Source organism: Planosporangium flavigriseum, assembly GCF_011947225.1.
Classification (GTDB): domain Bacteria; phylum Actinomycetota; class Actinomycetes; order Mycobacteriales; family Micromonosporaceae; genus Planosporangium; species Planosporangium flavigriseum.
Map to the genome: position 1 here is coordinate 63,584 of NZ_JAATVW010000019.1, position 15,547 is coordinate 79,130.

Annotated in this window: 11 protein-coding genes and 1 pseudogene; 3 read left to right on the forward strand and 9 right to left on the reverse strand. The window is 71.6% G+C overall.

Annotation, left to right across the window (positions count from 1 at the left end):
• Positions 1 to 9: 9 nt before the first annotated feature.
• The 3 genes from cobA to cobC form a co-directional block, all read right to left on the reverse strand.
• Positions 10 to 1,236, reverse strand: a complete 1,227-nt coding sequence (gene cobA / locus HC028_RS22205; protein ID WP_168079320.1) for a uroporphyrinogen-III C-methyltransferase — start codon at positions 1,234 to 1,236, stop codon at positions 10 to 12.
• Between the two features lie 72 nt (positions 1,237 to 1,308).
• Positions 1,309 to 2,358, reverse strand: coding sequence for a nicotinate-nucleotide--dimethylbenzimidazole phosphoribosyltransferase (cobT, locus tag HC028_RS22210; protein WP_168079321.1), 1,050 nt, complete (start codon positions 2,356 to 2,358; stop codon positions 1,309 to 1,311).
• 14 nt (positions 2,359 to 2,372) lie between these two features.
• Entirely contained in the window at positions 2,373 to 3,437 is a 1,065-nt protein-coding gene (gene cobC / locus HC028_RS22215) for an Rv2231c family histidinol phosphate aminotransferase CobC (RefSeq protein ID WP_168079361.1), read from the reverse strand.
• Between the two features lie 147 nt (positions 3,438 to 3,584).
• Here cobC and HC028_RS22220 point away from each other — a divergent pair, with 147 nt between their 5' ends.
• Positions 3,585 to 5,819 carry a transglycosylase domain-containing protein gene (locus tag HC028_RS22220; protein ID WP_168079322.1) on the forward strand — a complete coding sequence of 745 codons (2,235 nt, stop codon included), beginning with the start codon at positions 3,585 to 3,587 and terminating at the stop codon, positions 5,817 to 5,819.
• 107 nt (positions 5,820 to 5,926) lie between these two features.
• Positions 5,927 to 6,697, forward strand: coding sequence for an SURF1 family cytochrome oxidase biogenesis protein (locus tag HC028_RS22225; RefSeq protein WP_168079323.1), 771 nt, complete (start codon positions 5,927 to 5,929; stop codon positions 6,695 to 6,697).
• Between the two features lie 22 nt (positions 6,698 to 6,719).
• Here HC028_RS22225 and HC028_RS22230 read toward each other — a convergent pair.
• Both HC028_RS22230 and HC028_RS22235 read right to left on the reverse strand, forming a co-directional pair.
• Positions 6,720 to 7,937, reverse strand: a pseudogene (locus tag HC028_RS22230) (ATP-dependent DNA ligase).
• Positions 7,938 to 7,974: 37 nt separating this feature from the next.
• A complete protein-coding gene (locus HC028_RS22235; RefSeq protein WP_308442094.1) occupies positions 7,975 to 8,235 on the reverse strand; it encodes a DUF7455 domain-containing protein in 261 nt (86 codons plus the stop codon).
• An 883-nt stretch (positions 8,236 to 9,118) separates the two neighbouring features.
• Between HC028_RS22235 and HC028_RS22240 the strand changes: the two genes are divergently transcribed.
• Positions 9,119 to 11,029 carry a sensor histidine kinase gene (locus tag HC028_RS22240; protein WP_168079324.1) on the forward strand — a complete coding sequence of 637 codons (1,911 nt, stop codon included), beginning with the start codon at positions 9,119 to 9,121 and terminating at the stop codon, positions 11,027 to 11,029.
• Between the two features lie 145 nt (positions 11,030 to 11,174).
• Here HC028_RS22240 and HC028_RS22245 read toward each other — a convergent pair whose 3' ends face one another.
• The 4 genes from HC028_RS22245 to HC028_RS22260 form a co-directional block, all read right to left on the reverse strand.
• Complete coding sequence (locus HC028_RS22245) at positions 11,175 to 12,200, reverse strand: glycosyltransferase (protein WP_168079325.1); 1,026 nt, start codon at positions 12,198 to 12,200, stop codon at positions 11,175 to 11,177.
• 107 nt (positions 12,201 to 12,307) lie between these two features.
• On the reverse strand, positions 12,308 to 13,030 hold the full coding sequence (locus tag HC028_RS22250) for a hydrolase (protein ID WP_168079326.1): 723 nt from the start codon (positions 13,028 to 13,030) through the stop codon (positions 12,308 to 12,310).
• A 197-nt stretch (positions 13,031 to 13,227) separates the two neighbouring features.
• Positions 13,228 to 13,932 carry a response regulator transcription factor gene (locus HC028_RS22255; protein ID WP_168079327.1) on the reverse strand — a complete coding sequence of 235 codons (705 nt, stop codon included), beginning with the start codon at positions 13,930 to 13,932 and terminating at the stop codon, positions 13,228 to 13,230.
• Between the two features lie 2 nt (positions 13,933 to 13,934).
• Entirely contained in the window at positions 13,935 to 15,473 is a 1,539-nt protein-coding gene (locus HC028_RS22260) for a PAS domain-containing sensor histidine kinase (protein ID WP_168079328.1), read from the reverse strand.
• Between the last annotated feature and the right edge of the window lie 74 nt (positions 15,474 to 15,547).

Genomic DNA, 15,547 nt, shown 5'->3' on the forward strand with positions numbered 1-15,547 from the left:
TTAGGCCGCCTAAAAGCGGTCTAAGTGTCCAAGATCGCCCAGAACACCCACGACGTCGCCGAGCACCACGATCGCCGGTGGCCGTAGCTGCGCCTCGGCGACCTGCTCGGCGATCGTGTCCAGGCGACCCCGGACGACCCGCTGGGCTCCGGTCGTACCCTCCTGCACCACGGCCGCCGGGGTCGACGCGGGCTTTCCGTGCGCCAGCAGGGTCGCCGTGATGGCCGGGAGGTTCTTCAGGCCCATCAGGACACACATGGTGCCGCGCAGGCGGGCCAGCGCCGGCCAGTCGACCAGGGACTGGGGGTGATCCGGCGCCACGTGCCCGGAGACGACGACCAGCTCGTGGGCCACGCCTCGGTGCGTCACCGGGATGCCGGCCGCCGCCGGTACGGCCAGGGCGCTCGTCACGCCGGGCACCACGGTCACCGGGATACCCGCCTCCACGCAGGCGATCAGCTCCTCGCCGCCGCGGCCGAACAGGTACGGGTCGCCGCCCTTGAGCCGGACGACGAACTTCCCCTCCTTGGCACGCTCGACCAGGATCCGGTTGATCTCGGACTGGGTACGCGACGGCCCGTACGGGATCTTCGACGCGTCCACGAGTTCGACCTCCGGGCGCAGCTCGTCGAGGAGCAGGCCCGGTACGAGCCGGTCGGCGACCACGACCTCGGCTGCCGCGAGGAGCCGGCGGCCGCGGACCGTGATCAGCTCGGGGTCGCCGGGGCCACTGCCCACCAGCGCGACTGCGCCGCCGGTGCTCGGCGCCGGCGGCGCGTTCAGGGTGCCGTCTGTCAGACCGGCCCGGATCCCGTCCCGGATCGCCATCGCGCGACGGGGGTCACCGCCGCCGAGTACCGCCACGGTCACCTGACCGTGCCGGGCGACCGCGGGCGTCCACGCCGTCGCGGCATGCCGGTCGTCGGCGCGTACGCAGAACACGCGCCGCTCCCGCGCCGCGTCGCTGACCGCCGCCGCGGCGACCGGGTCGTCGACGGCGACCTGTACGAGCCAGGCGCCGTCCACATCGCCGGGCTCGAACGTGCGGTCCAGCCACCGCACCCGGCCGGCGGCCGCGAGGTCGTGCAGGGCCGGGGTGAGCGACGGTGCCACGAGCACCACGTCGGCACCGGCTGCCAGCAGCGCCGGGACCCGCCGGGTAGCGACGGCCCCGCCGCCCACGACGAGGACGCGCAGCCCTTCCAGGCGCAGCCCGATCGGGTACAGCTCGCTCACTTGCCCCTCTTTCACGTAGATCTTGGACACCTGGACCGGCTGTGGGCGGTCCAGGTGTCCAAGATCGCGGAACTATTTCTCCGAGACCCCGGCCGAGTCGAACGTCGCCACCTCGTGGAGCACCCGGACGGCGCTGGTCACGATCGGCAGCGCCAGCAGCGCACCGGTGCCCTCCCCCAGGCGTAGCCCCAGGTCGACCAGCGGGTTCAGGCCGAGGTGGGCCAGGGCCACCGTAGCGCCCGGCTCCGCCGACCGGTGCCCGGCCACCATGGCGGCGACCGCGTCGGGCGCGAGCGCCGCCGCCACGAGCGCCGCCGACGCGGCGATCACCCCGTCCAACACCACGGGTACGCGACGAGCCGCCGCGCCCAGCAGGTACCCGGCGATGGCGGCGTGCTCCAGCCCGCCTACGGCCGCGAGCGCCCCGATCGGGTCGTCAGGCGACGGCGTATGCCGCTCGAGCCCGGCACGGACCACGCTGACCTTGAGCGAATGGGTGGGATCGTCGACGCCGGTGCCCCGGCCGGTCACCTCCGCCGGGTCGGCGCCGGTGAACACAGCGATCAGCGCGGCGGCCGGCGTGGTGTTGGCGATACCCATGTCCCCGGTCAGCAGGATCTTCGCGCCGTCGTCGACGAGCTTCCCGGCGACCTCGATCCCGACGGTCAGCGCGGCGACCGCCTCCTCGCGGGTCAGCGCCGGCTCCACGGCCAGATCCCGGGTACCGGCCCGGACCTTGCGGATCAGCAGCCCGTCGGCCGGCTCGAGCGCCACCGCGACCCCGACATCCACGACGGTGACGCCCACGCCGGCCTGGCGCGCGAACGCGTTGACCACCGCCCCGCCGGCCAGGAAGTTCGCCACCATCTGCGCGGTGACCTCCTGCGGCCACGGGGTGACGCCCTGGGCGTGCACGCCGTGGTCGCCGGCGAACACGGCGACGGCGCCCGGGGTGGGCAGCGGCGGCGGGCAGGCCCCGGCAAGGCCGGCCAGCCGGATCGACAGCTCCTCCAGCTCACCGAGGGAGCCGGCCGGTTTGGTCAGGCGGGCGTGCAGCTCACGGGCGGCACGCATAGCAGCCGAATCCGCCGGCTGGATCGCCGCGATCGTGCGGTCGAGCAAATCGGGTTCCCTCCTCAAGACAGCACGCCGGCCAGGACGGCGACGAAGGCATCGGTGGTGGCGGTGTCGCGGACGGCCAGTCGCAGCCAGTCCGGACCCAGGCCGGGGAAGGTGTCGCCGCGGCGCACCGCGTACCCGCGCTCGCGCAGCCGGTCGCGTACGGCCAGGCCGTCGGGCACCTCGATGAGAACGAACGAACTGGTGGGCTCGCCGGTGACCCGTACGCCGGGGAGCGCGGCGAGGCGCCGCACCAGGTGGGCCCGGTCGTCGGCGAGCCGGCGCGCGATGGCCTGCTCGGCGGCGACCGCGGCCGGGGAGGCGCACGCCTGCGCGGCCGCGAGAGCGGGGGTGGACACCGGCCACAGCGGCGCGACGGCGGCCAGCCGGTCGACCAACGCGGCGTCGGCCAGCAGGTAGCCGACGCGCAGGCCGGCGAGGCCCCACGTCTTGGTGAAGCTGCGGATCACGACCAGGCCGGGCAGGTCCCGCCGGCTCGACAGCGACTCCGGCTCTCCCGGCACGGTGTCGGCGAACGCCTCGTCGACGACCAGTACCCGCCCGGGGCGGGCGAGCGCGGCGATCGCCGAAGCCGGGTGGAGCACGGACGTCGGGTTGGTCGGGTTGCCGAGGACGACCAGGTCGGCGTCGTCGGGTACGCGGTCAGGGGTGAGGGTGAAGTCCGGGGCCTGCAGGATCACCCGGCCGACGGGGTGGCCGGCGGCCCGCAGCGCGGCCTCCGGCTCGGTGAACTGCGGGTGCACCACCACCGCGCGGGCCGGCCGGAGGGCGTGGGCGAGCAGGCTGAACGCCTGCGCGGCGCCGGCGGTCAGCAGCACCTCGGCGGGCGGGCGGCCGTGCCGGGCGGCGACGGCCGCGCGGGCCGGGCCGGGGTCGGGGTACCGGGCGAGGTCCGTGAGTGCTTCACGGAGAGGCTGCGACAGCCAGTCCGGCATCGGGTCGGTCCGTACGTTCACCGCGAGGTCGACGAGCCCGGCGGCCAGCTCACTGTCGCCGTGAAAACGCAGGTCCGCGTCGGCGGACGCGGGCACGGGCGGACGCGACGTGAGCATGGTGAGCATCTTGCCTGGCCGGCGACGCCGGGGCGAAACCGGGTGAGCGCGGGCCCAGGGATTGAGCGAGCGCGCTCCCCGGAATCGGGCGAGAGCGAACACGCGGCCGGGCGAGCGCGCCAAATCGCCAGGATATTTACGTATTTCATCTATCTTATGGGCGTGAAGGGCGACGGCAGGGATATCGGGCGATTGGTCGGGCGAGTGATTATTCTCGTCCGCACCGGCCTGATCATGGGCGTCGTGGTGGCCGCCCTCGCCCTGCCCCTCGCTGCGGTCGTGGGATACGGCGTCAAGGCCAGCGTCGACCAGATCAACAGCCAGGCGCAGAGCCTTCCCGACGTGCCGCCGGCACAGACCAGCCGGGTGTACGCGGCCGACGGCACCACGCTGATCAGCCAGTTCTACGAAGAGAACCGCACACCCACCCCGCTCGCCCAGGTGTCGCCGTTCGTCGCCCAGGCGATCGTCGCGGCCGAGGACTCCCGCTTCTACGACCACCACGGCGTCGACGTCAAGGGCATCGCCCGCGCCTTCGTCACCAACAGCCGGTCGGGCCAGGTCGCCCAGGGCGCCTCGACCCTGACCATGCAGTACGTCCGCAATGTGCTGCGGCAGGCGGCGCGCACCCCGCAGGAACTGCAGGCCGCCACCGAGCAGACCCCCGCCCGCAAGCTCCGCGAGATGCAGTTGGCCGTCGCCGTCGAGCAGCGGCTGAGCAAAACCGAGATCCTGGAGCGCTACCTCAACATCGTGTACTTCGGCCACCAGGCGTACGGGATCGCCGCCGCGTCCGGAGTGTACTTCTCCAAACGCCCCGCGGAGCTCACCCTGCCCGAGGCCGCCATGCTGGCCGGCCTGGTCCAGGCGCCGTCGGCGTACGACCCGGCCGGCGACCAGCGCGCGGCCACCACGCGGCGCGATTACATCATCGACCGGATGGCCAGCACCGGCCAGCTCACCCGGGCGGTGGCCGACCAGGCCAAGGGGCAGCCGATCGCGCTGCGCCTGTCCGAGCCGCCCAGCGACTGCGGATCCACGGCGGAGAACAGCTGGGGATTCTTCTGCGACCTGGTCAAGTCGTGGTGGATGGAGCAGCCGGCGTTCGGGTCTACCCCGCAGGAGCGGCTGAGCCGGCTGCGCCGGGGTGGCTACCGGATCGTCACGTCCCTCGACGTCAACCTGCAGGGCAGCGCTCAGCGGAACCTGACCGCCAAGGAAGCGACCAACAGCGCCTTCGCCCACGGACTCGTGGCGATCGAGCCCGGCACCGGCCGGGTCCGGGCGATGGCCGTCAACCGCGTCTACGCGGTCGACCAGTCCCACAACGGGCCGAAGGTGGATCAGCAGGGCCGCCCCACCAACACCACCGGCACCTACCCCAACACCGTCAACCCGCTGCTGGGCGGCGGCGATCTGCCGGGCTTCCAGGCCGGGTCCACGTTCAAGCTGTTCACCATGCTCGCCGCGCTGGAGGCGGGCAAGCCGCTCGCGACCTCGATCAACTCCCCGCGCAAGTACCGGTCGAACTACCCCGCCGCCGCCGGCGAACCGGCCTCGTGCGGCAACCGCTGGTGCCCATCCAACGCCAGCGCCGCGATGACCGGGCAGCAGACGATGTGGTCGGGCTTCGGCAAGTCGGTCAACACGTACTTCGTCCAGTTGGAGCAGCAGGTCGGGGCCGACAAGGCGGTCGCCATGGCCGAGCGGCTGGGGCTTCGCTGGCGTACCGCGACCGACAAGCTCCAGGCGTCGGCGGACAACGCCGCCGGCTGGGGCGCGTTCACGCTCGGCGTGGCCGACACCACGCCGCTGGAGATGGCCAACGCGTACGCGACGATCGCCGCCGACGGCTCGTACTGCGAACCGCTGCCGGTACTGAACATCACCGATCCGGACGGCGCACCCGTGATGTCGGGAGAGAAGCCGGTCGACGTCGCCGCGCCCCGCTGCCGCCAGGTCTTCAACCCGGAGGTGGCCCGGGCCGCGGTCGACGCCGCCCGCTGCGTCACCGGGTACGGGGCGGCGACCAGTGGCGTCTGCGGTGGCTGGTCCACCGCGCCGACGGTGTACCCGACGGTGAAGCGCCCGGTCGCGGGCAAGACGGGCACCACCGACAACAACCAGGCGGCGTGGTTCGTCGGGTTCTCCCCCACGCTGTCGGTGGCGAGCTTCATCGCCGACCCGGACAACCCGCTGCACCCCGTCGGCACGGCCAACCTGAACAAGCCGATCCGGTCGGCGGCCGAGACGCTGCGCGACGCGCTCGCCGGCGCTCCGGCCCGGGACTTCGCCGCGCCGGCCGCAACGACGGCGTACGGCCCGGGTGGCAAGAAGCCCGGGCAGGGCCGTTCAGCCTCGCCCAAGCCGACCCCCAGCAAGAGCCGCTAGCGCAAGGTCGGCTCCGGAGCCGCAATTCATCGATCGCGGCGGCCGCCTGCGGACGCTACCCGGTCCGCGCCAGCCGGCAGGCTGGAAACAGCCGGTAGCGTTGTGGCGTGTATCGGTTCCTCGCCACCCCTCGCTGGTTGGGACTGGCCGCGCTGGCGCTGCTCCTCGCCGCGGTGATGGTCGGCCTCGGCAACTGGCAACTGCACCGCTATCAGCAGAAGGCCGCGATCAATACGCGCATCGACGCGGGCGGCAGCGGGCCAGCGGTGCCGATCACGCGGGTGCTGCCCGCGCTGGGCGGCACCGGCGGGCACGTCGGTCCCCCGCCGTCGGCCGCCGTCGAGTGGACGCGGGTGACGGTGACCGGACGGTACGACTCCAGCCACGAGATCCTGGCCCGCGGCCGCACGGTCGACGGCTCCGTGGGGTTCGAGGTGCTCACTCCCCTGCTGCTGAACGACGGTGGGGCGGTGCTGGTCGACCGTGGGTGGCTGGCACCCCCGCCCGGCGGCGCGCTGATCAAGCCCGTGGTGCCGGCGGCCCCCAGCGGCGAGGTCACGGTGATCGGCCCGCTGCGCAAGCCGGAGAGCGGCGCGGACAGGCCGGTGGACCACACCGTCCGCCGCATCTCCCCCGCCTCGTTGAACCTGCCGTACCCCGTCTACGGGGGGTACGTGATGCTCGACGAGCAGACGCCGGCGGCGGACAACAGATTCACGCCCGTGCCGGCCGGCCATGTGAACGCCTGGCAGAGCGGCGGGTACGCGGTGCAGTGGTGGGCCTTCGCGGCGCTGACGATCGTCGGGTACGGGTACCTGGCCCGCCGCGAAGCGCGCGGTGTCCCGACCGGGGACCGCACCGAAGCAGTCCCGGTATGAGCGAGCCGGCCGGGGAGGTCGCCTAGCCGCCCGCTACGCGGCCGGTGTGGATCGCTCGGACGTCGTTGATCGTGTCCGCCTCGGCGGCGGTCTTGTCCTCGCGGTAGCGCAGCACCCGGGCGAACCGCAACGCCACCCCGCCCGGGTAGCGCGGTGAGGTCTGCACCCCGTCGAAGGCGATCTCCACCACCAGTTCCGGGCGTACCGCGACGACCCAGTCGTCTTGTTCGACGGCGAGCGCCCGCAGCCGCTCGGTCTGCCACCGCAGCATCTCGTCGGTGAGCCCCTTGAAGGTCTTGCCGAGCATGACGAACTCGCCGGTCTCCGGGTCGCGGGCGCCCAGGTGGAGATTGGACAGCCAGCCCCGGCGCCGCCCGTGACCCCACTCGGCGGCGAGGACGACCAGGTCAAGGGTGTGCCGCGGCTTGACCTTCACCCAGGCGGCCCCTCTCCGGCCCACGTCGTACGGCGCGTCGAGGGACTTGATCACGAGCCCTTCCTGACCGGCATCGACAGCGGCGGCGAACGCCCGCTCCGCGGCGGCGACGCCGCTGATCTCGGTACGGGTCACCAGCAGGTCGGCCGGGAGCGCCGCGGTGAGCGCTGCCCACCGCTCGCGGGCGGGGGCATCGATCAGATCGGCGCCGTCAAGGTGCAGCAGGTCGAAGAAGAACGGCCGAAGCTCGGCAGGCTGCGCTTCTGATGAGCTCCGTCTCCGCGCCGCCCGGCTCGACGTCTTCTGGAACGCCCACGGCCGGCCGGCTTCGTCGAGCCCCATCGCCTCGCCGTCGAGGACGACGGTGTGGGCGGGCAAGCAGCCCGGCCTGCGCTCCCTGGCGCAGTTCGCCGGTCAGCAGGCCAACGAGTACCCGCTGCTCGTCCGCGGTGGCCGCGGCGAACAGCGCATGGACGAGGCGACGCCGCTCGGCCTGTGAACCGGGCCCGCGACCTCCGACAGCCGCTGCAGCGCGGCATCCACGCGAGCGACGGTGAGGGTCGGGACCGGTGCGGGGGCCGGCAGTTCCCGCAGGCTCGCCCCACCGACCCCGGTCTGGCGTTGGCGCAGCTCGCCGGCGAGATAGGCAGCGCCGGCCGCGATTCGGGCCTCGGCCTCCGGGTCGCTGGCCGAGGCTCCGGCAGCGAGCCGGCGCAGCGCGTCCGCGAGCAGTTCGATCTTCGCCCGGCGGCCGGACGTTTCCGCTACCGCTGCCGAGGTTGCCGCGAGTTCAACAAAGCGCACCTATTCATAGTTCCCATTGAACGCGGAAGTTACGCCATCAAGCAGCCGCGCGGTGGGTTCCGACGTACACCGGCTCGACCGCAGCGCCGATCCAGTCGAATCCCATCTCAAGAAACACACTCTCGGCGGCCGCGAGAATTGTTTCGGCGTAGCTGTTGGCGTGGTGGCCGCAGAAAGCGAGCTGGCCGCCGGTGGGAAGAACGAGGCCGAGCTTGGCGGAGGCGCCACAGCGATCACACAGCTCGGTCGGCCCGGCCATCACGTGCATCGCCGCGGACACCATCAGGGACTGGGCCATCTCTATGACTCCTCGCTCGTATCGCGACAGCGAAAGCGACCGGCATTCGCTAGGTACGAATACGACGGTACGATGTCTGATTTGTAACGGAAGTTCTCAACGGTTGACATTGGGTGGCAGACCGGTTGCCGACTTTCAGGCATTGTCGCTAATCGATATATAGCGTAGTCGCCGTACTCACCATCAATCACTACCCGTAATCAGCCGCCTACCAACCACGTGTCCGGCAACCGATCTGCAACCGACCTAAACCATCCCCGCACCGGACGTGGCGCAGGGTTAGGACAACCCGATCGGGACGCGTTTTCCGGCCGGCGAGAGCCCTGTCCGTCAGCCCTCAGGGGGACCCGCTTCATGCGCCGCTCACAGATGCGATCGGGTGCCTTAGTCGCACCCTCGGTGGTCACGGACCCGGTCACCGACATCACCGGTCGCCTCTCCCGCCGCACGGGAAGCCCAGCGCGCATTCGGACCAACTCAGCGTCGAGCCCTCGGACCGGATCACAGTCGATCCTGCGGACCGGATCGCAGTCGATCCTTCGGGCCGCCTAGACCGCGTCGCCGGGTAGGTGAACCCGAGTCCCTGCCCGGCGGCGCTCTTCAACCAAACGCCCCGCATCCCTAAGCCGGCCGGGGCGTTATCCCCTGCGGCCACCAGCCACAGCCTCCGCGCAACACCACCGACTTCGCATACGGCGAGCCGTCGTGGGTGCGACAAATATGGGGAAAACCGGACTATCTTGTAGCTAAGCCGCAATGGTGGGCACGGACAGGGAGGGCACATGACAGCGATCTCGATCGCAGACAGCGGTCCAGACAGTCGCGATCCGGTCGCCGTCAAGCCTGAGCAGGCCGGTTACGAACTGCGCGCCGTCGACACGTTATGAGTAAAGCAACCTCAGTCGCGCGCCGCCTGTACCGCGCCTTCGCCGTCGTCATCCTGGTCCTGCTGGTCACCGGCGCGGCCGCGTCCGTAGCGGCGTGGCAGCAGTACCGGTCGGTCGACGCCCTGACCCGCCAGGTGCTGCCCGAGCGCCTCGCGAACTCCCGCGTGCACCTTGTGCTCATGGAGTCGCAGCGCGGCATCTGCAACTATCTGCTCAACAACGACCCGAACTTCGAGGACGTGTACCGCGACTCACGGCGCGAGTACGAGTTCGCCGCGAAGGAACTGCGCCGGACGACCGTACCGGCGGACCTGGCCGCGGTGAACCTGCAACTCGACCGGGCCAGCGCCTGGTTCGACATCGCGGGCCGGCAGCGCGAGGTGCAGCCAGGCAGCGACGAGGACGTGTGCTTCGCCCACCAGGGCGGGCCCGTGTTCGACGAGTTCCTGGCGAACAACGCCCACCTGGACCGCACCCTGACGCACCGCGGCGAGACGCTGCAGGACCAAACCCGTACCGTCGAACTTCTCGCGGCCGGCACCCTGATCGCCACGTCCGGGCTGGGTATCCTCGTCGCGATCGTCGTCGCCGTCCGGACCGCCCGTCGCATCAAGCGCATGTTCAAGGACGAGAAGAAGCAGGCCCGGGCCCAGGCTCGCGAGCACGCTCGGGAGCAGGCACGAGCACAGACCCGGATGCGCGAAGCCGGTATGCGGATCCGCGAGAACGTGTCGGTGGACGCGGCGCTCGACGCGGCCGCGCGCGTACTCGGACCGGCGTTCCGCGCCGACCTGGCCGTGGTCCGCCTCGCCGGGGCCGATCACCAGGACCAGCGCACCGCCTGGTGGAGCGCGAAGGAGCAGAACATCGGGGCGCGTCCGCTGAGCGCCCAGCCGGTGGCCTGGCTCGCCGACCGGCACGCCCGCGGCGACGTGTGGCGCAGCGGCGACGTGCGTACCGAACCCAACGGCGCACCCGACCGCGAGCGCGCCGAACTGCTGGCTGCCGGTGCGGTGAGCGCGCTGACCGTACCGTTCGGCACCGGATCCGATCCCGACGGCGCGATCACGCTGGTGCGGTGCGCGGACGACGAGCCGTGGCTCCCTGCCGAGGTCGAGGCCGCCGCGCAGGTCGCCAGCGACGTGGCCCGCTGGGTGCAGCAGAGCCACCTGTACGAGCGCGAGCAGCGCTTGGAGGCCCAGCTGCGGGACCTGGACCGCTCGAAGGACGTCTTCCTGTCGACCGTCTCGCACGAGCTGCGCACCCCGCTCACCAGCATCAGCGGCTTCGTGGAGCTGCTGGCCGACACGGCGTCCGGTCCGCTGACCGACGATCAGCGGCGAATGCTGGAGATCGTCGAGCGGAACACCAACCGGCTGCGCGGCATGATCGAGGACCTACTCACGCTGTCGCGGATCGAGACCGGCACGTTCAAGACGGTACGCGAGCACACCGACGTGACGGACCTGGTCAGCCGGGCCGTACGGGCCGTCGGCTCGCCGGCCAACGTCACCGTGTACGCGCACTGCCCGGCACAGGAGCTGGTCGCGGAGATCGACCCGCACCAGATCGAGCGCGTACTGACCAACCTGCTGTCCAACGCCGTGAAGTTCATGCCGGCCGGCGGCGAGGTCGTGGTGTCTGTCCGCGAGGACGGCGACGACGTGGTGCTGTCGGTCTCCGACACCGGAATGGGTATCCCCCGCGACGAGCAGAGTGACCTGTTCACCCGGTTCTTCCGGGCGTCGAACGCGGTGGAGGCGTCGATTCCGGGTACGGGGCTCGGCCTCACGATCGTGCGCAACATCGTCGCCAACCACGACGGCGAGGTGAAGCTGCAGTCCGAGCCCGGTGAGGGCACCACCGTGACGGTACGCCTGCCGCGGGAGCGTGTGCTGGTCAACTGACCGCCCGATGAGGAAGGGCCCCCGGACCACCGGGGGCCCTTCCTTTTTGCGTTACGTCTTTGAGCACTTCAATGACTCACGGCTGCGGATCTCAACTGGACGGTGACCGCTGGGCGACCACCGGCGTCGACCGCCGCTGGTTGCCTCAGCCGCGGAGCGCGGGCCGAGCCGCCCGCAACTGCCCCACGAGCTTCATCAGCTCGCGCAGGGCGGCCGGGTCGTAGCGCCGGCCAGCCGTGTCGATCACCTCGGACACGCCCTCCAGCAGCCGCCATGCCCGGTCGGCCTCGCCCAACTGAGCCAGCGCCTGCGCGGCCAGCCAGTCACAGTACGACGCCCGGGCACCGGCCTCCCGCAACTGCTCGCTGAGGATCAGGCAGGCCGCATCGAAGCCAGCGGCGAGCACGGTCCGCGCAAGGAAGTCGGTGGCCTCCAGCCACTCCGGCGTCGCGGGAAACAGCCCCCGCAACGTCTCGAAGGTGTCGACGGCGGCCTGGTGCCGGCCCGCTCCGACGAGGCTGCGGCCAAGGTCGAGCAGAGTTCGCGCGATCGCCCGAGGGTCCGCGGCCTCCCCCTGCGCGGCGAGCACGTCGAGCGCCGCCTGCGCCATGTCGGCGTTGCGCATGGACTTGGCCACCCGGACCGTCGCGTCGGAGTACCCCAGATGGTTCAGCGTGACCACCGTACGTGGCGCGCTGACCACCGTGGCCGGCCTCCCCCGGCCGACCGGCTGCTCGTGCACCCGTCCGGACCACACCGTGATCTCCGGCCGGTAGAACCGATTGGCCTGGTGGGTGTACGCGACCTCGTCATGCGCGTTGTCGATCTCCACCTGTAACACATCGGCGTCGGTGCGCGACAGCAACGCCCGCAAGGCGTTCTGATCCACGACCAGCCGCTCGTCCGCATCGATCGCGAGGACCCACTCAGCGGTCCACCCCGCCTGCGCGGCGTTGCGGGCGGCGGCGAAGTCACCGGTCCACGTCCAGCGTTCGACCGTGGCGCCGAGATCGGCCGCGAGCTCCGCCGAGCCGTCCACCGAACCGGTATCGAGAACGTGAATCTCATCGACGATGCCGTTGAGGGACGCGAAGCAGGCGGGCAGATTTTCCGCCTCGTCGCGCACGATAAGGGCGGCGGCGAGAAAAGGCCGAGGCGACGTGCTGGTCACATCAACGGGATCGGCCGGCGGAACCGTTTTGTGAGGCTTACTTGCCCTTCTCCGCAAGCTTTCCCGTGTTCTTCACGTCGCGCTTGCTCGTCACGTCGCCCAGGGATTCAGCTGCCGATCGGGGCCAGATCGCCGCTCACCTGCGCAACGTAGCGCCACTGGCCCACCTCGCTCGCCTGGCGCGCGTCACTCGCGGCGGTCAGGCGTACTCCTTCGGCGGCGAACAAGGCGGCGAGCCGGGCCGACGGCGCTCGGTGCCGCTCACTGACCTCGACCTGGGTGTTGGTGGCGCGGCACATCGTGGCCAGGGCACGGATCGCAGCCTCGTCGAGGTCGGAGTCGGCGAAGCCGGCGCGCTGGAGGAACGCGAGCGGACGGGCCAGGCGCGTCGGCGCATACCGGTTGACGCGCTCGATCGCGCGACCGGTCACGGTTACGAACATCTCGACCACGTCGGCGGGGGCGAGGGCGCCGGATTCGACCAGGGTGCGGACGGCCTCCGGCCCGGCGAGCCCGGCCGGCATGGGCAGCGCGCCCACGGCCACCGACACGACCTCGAGGCCGCCGAGGTCATCCGGGAAGGCCAGCCACCCGTCAGAGCCGATTGCCTCGACCTCGATGCCGGCGCGCAGCACCACGTCCGTGCGCTGCTGGGCACGCTGGATCGAGGCCAGGTACGACGGCAGCCACCTGGTCTCCGGCCCGGCCTCGTCACAGAAGACCATCTCGGTCAGACCGACCCGCTCGGCAGCAGCTACGAGGACGCTGACACTGTCGCGCCCCGCGGCGAACGCGGTGTGTACATGGCTGTCCACGGTGAGGTCGAGCATGTCGCTGCCTTCGGGTCGTTGCCGACGCGAGCCGTGTGGGCCGCGCCAGCGAGCGCGTATCTGATCAAAGCGGACGCGAAGACCCAAAAAGCACCGGACCACGCGCCGTCTCCCCATGGTGCTCCCGGGGAGACGGCGTGGCCGTTACTACTCGGTTGTAATGCCGTTGCGGTGGAGATCAGCCGATTGAGGCTGCGCTACTCGGCAGCGCGGTCCATCGCGGGCCGGCGGTACCGGTACCCGAAGCCGCGTACCGACTCGATCGGGGACGCGTCCGGGTCGGTCCAGCCGAGCTTGCGCCGCAGCCGCAGGACCGCGAACTTCACCCGCTCCGGCCCGATACCCGTGGGGTCGTCCCAGGCCTGGGCCAGCAGCTGGTTGGGCGACAGGACCGCCCCGACGTGCCGGACAAGCACGTTGAGCAGGCGGAACTCGGTCGGCGTCAGCCGTACCTCTTCACCGTCGACATAGGTCCGGCGCGCGGCCGGGTCGATCCGCAGCACCCCGTCGTCGTAGACCTCGTCCGCCCACGACGCCGCGCCGGCGGCGCGCCGCAGCAGCGCCTCCACCCGGGCGACCAGCTCCGCGTTGGTGAACGGCTTGGTCAGGTAGTCGTCGGCGCCGCCACGCAGTCCCCGCACCTTGTCCGACTCCTGACCGTGCGCGGTCAGGAGCAGCACCGGCACGTCACTGACGTCGCGCAGTCGCTCCAGCACCTGCCAACCGTCCATACCGGGCAGCCCGATATCGAGAATGACGAGTTCCGGGCGTTCGGTGTACGCGTCGCGCAGGCCGGCCCTCCCGTCCTTGGCGTGGGCCACCTGGTGTCCGGCCCGGGTCAGCAGCAGGCGCAGCGCCAGTGCGATGTCCGGGTCGTCCTCAACCACGAGAAGACGGCTCACCGTCAACCTCCGTTTGTCATACGAGGACGCGCCGGCAGCGACACTGTCACTGTCGTACCGACGCCTTCCGTGCTGGCGACGTCGATGACGCCGCCGTGTAGTTCCACGATGGCCTGGCTGATCACCAGGCCAAGTCCAGCTCCCGACGTGCCCGCCCAGGCCGCCGCCCCGACGTTCGAGGCGCGGAAGAACGGGGTGAACAGGCGCGCCTGCTCCGCCGCGGGAATCCCGATGCCGGTGTCGCTCACCACCAGCCGCCAGCCGCCCGCGACCGGACGGGCGCCGACGGTGATCTGACCGCCGGACGTGGTGAACGCGAGCGCGTTGGCGAGTAGATTGCCGAGCACCTGCTGCACCCGGGTCTCGTCACACACCAGCTCGGGACCGTCGACGGCGTCGAGCACGAGCGCGATCTCAGCGGCCCCCGCCGCGAGCCGGCGCTCGGCCACCACCGCTTCAAGCAGCGCGGGTACGCGTACCGCGGCCATCTTCAGCGGCAGGGTGCCCGCCTGTAGCCGGGACAGCGTCAGCAACTCCTCGATGAGGCGCAGCAGGCGGTTGGCGTTGCGGTCGATCACGTCGAGGTAGGTGCGCTGCTCCTCGGTGAGGTTGCCGCTACCGGGGTCGCCGAGCAGGTGCGCGAACGCGACCACCGCGGACAGCGGCCCGCGCAGTTCATGTGCGACGGTCGGCACGAACGCCGACCCGGGCGCTGCGCCGGTGTGGGAGGGAGCCTCCGGCGCTCCGCTTGCGCCGGGCGAAACCGTCGGCGCGGCAACCGGCGTGCCCGCCCGCAGCCGGGCCAGCTCCTCCCGCAGTGCCCGCTCGGTCGCGCGCTGGCCGGTGACGTCGACCCCGAGGTATGCCACGGCGCCGACCTGCGGGTCGTCCAGGAGGCTACGGACGGTCATCTCGAACGTGCGCCACTGGCCGGTAGCCGTGCGCAGCCGCAGGTCGAAGGGGCCGCCGAACGGGCGTCCGGCGTACGCGTCGAGGAGCGACGCGACCGCGACTGCCTGGTCGTCGGGGTGCACCAGCTCAAGTGGTGAGATGGGCGGCGGCGACTGCCGGTTGTACCCGAGCACCCGGCCGAACTCGTCGGACAGCGCGACCCAGCCGGCCGGCGGGTCGATCAGCACCACGACGGCCCGGTCGGCGGCGAGCAGTGATCGCCCGAGCGGGTCGGCCGGCATCGCCCGGTCGGCGGGCAGCGCGGGACAGGGCTGCCGCAGGCAGCGCTCGGCCGCCGCCGCAATCGCCTGGGCGGCGGGCAGCGCCTGCCGGTAGGCGAACTCGTCGACGGCGCAGATCCGCAGCGCGAGCCGCCACCGCGCCGGCCCTACCGGGATGCCGGCGGCGTGCGCCCCGGTGGTGGTTTCCAGGACCGCGTCGCGCACTCCGGGCAGCAGCGCGCGCACGTCATTGACCAACTGCTGGACCTCGCCCAGGCTGGTCACGCGCGCCGCCCGGGCAGCCAGGGCACGCACGGCGGGCGGGGTGAGCTCCGCCCCTACCACGCGATCGCCCGTATAGCCACGCACGGTTCTCCTAACCGGTTTGCCGGCCGTCGCAGACGCAAACGGGCCGGCACCTTACTCCGAGTATCGGTATTGTC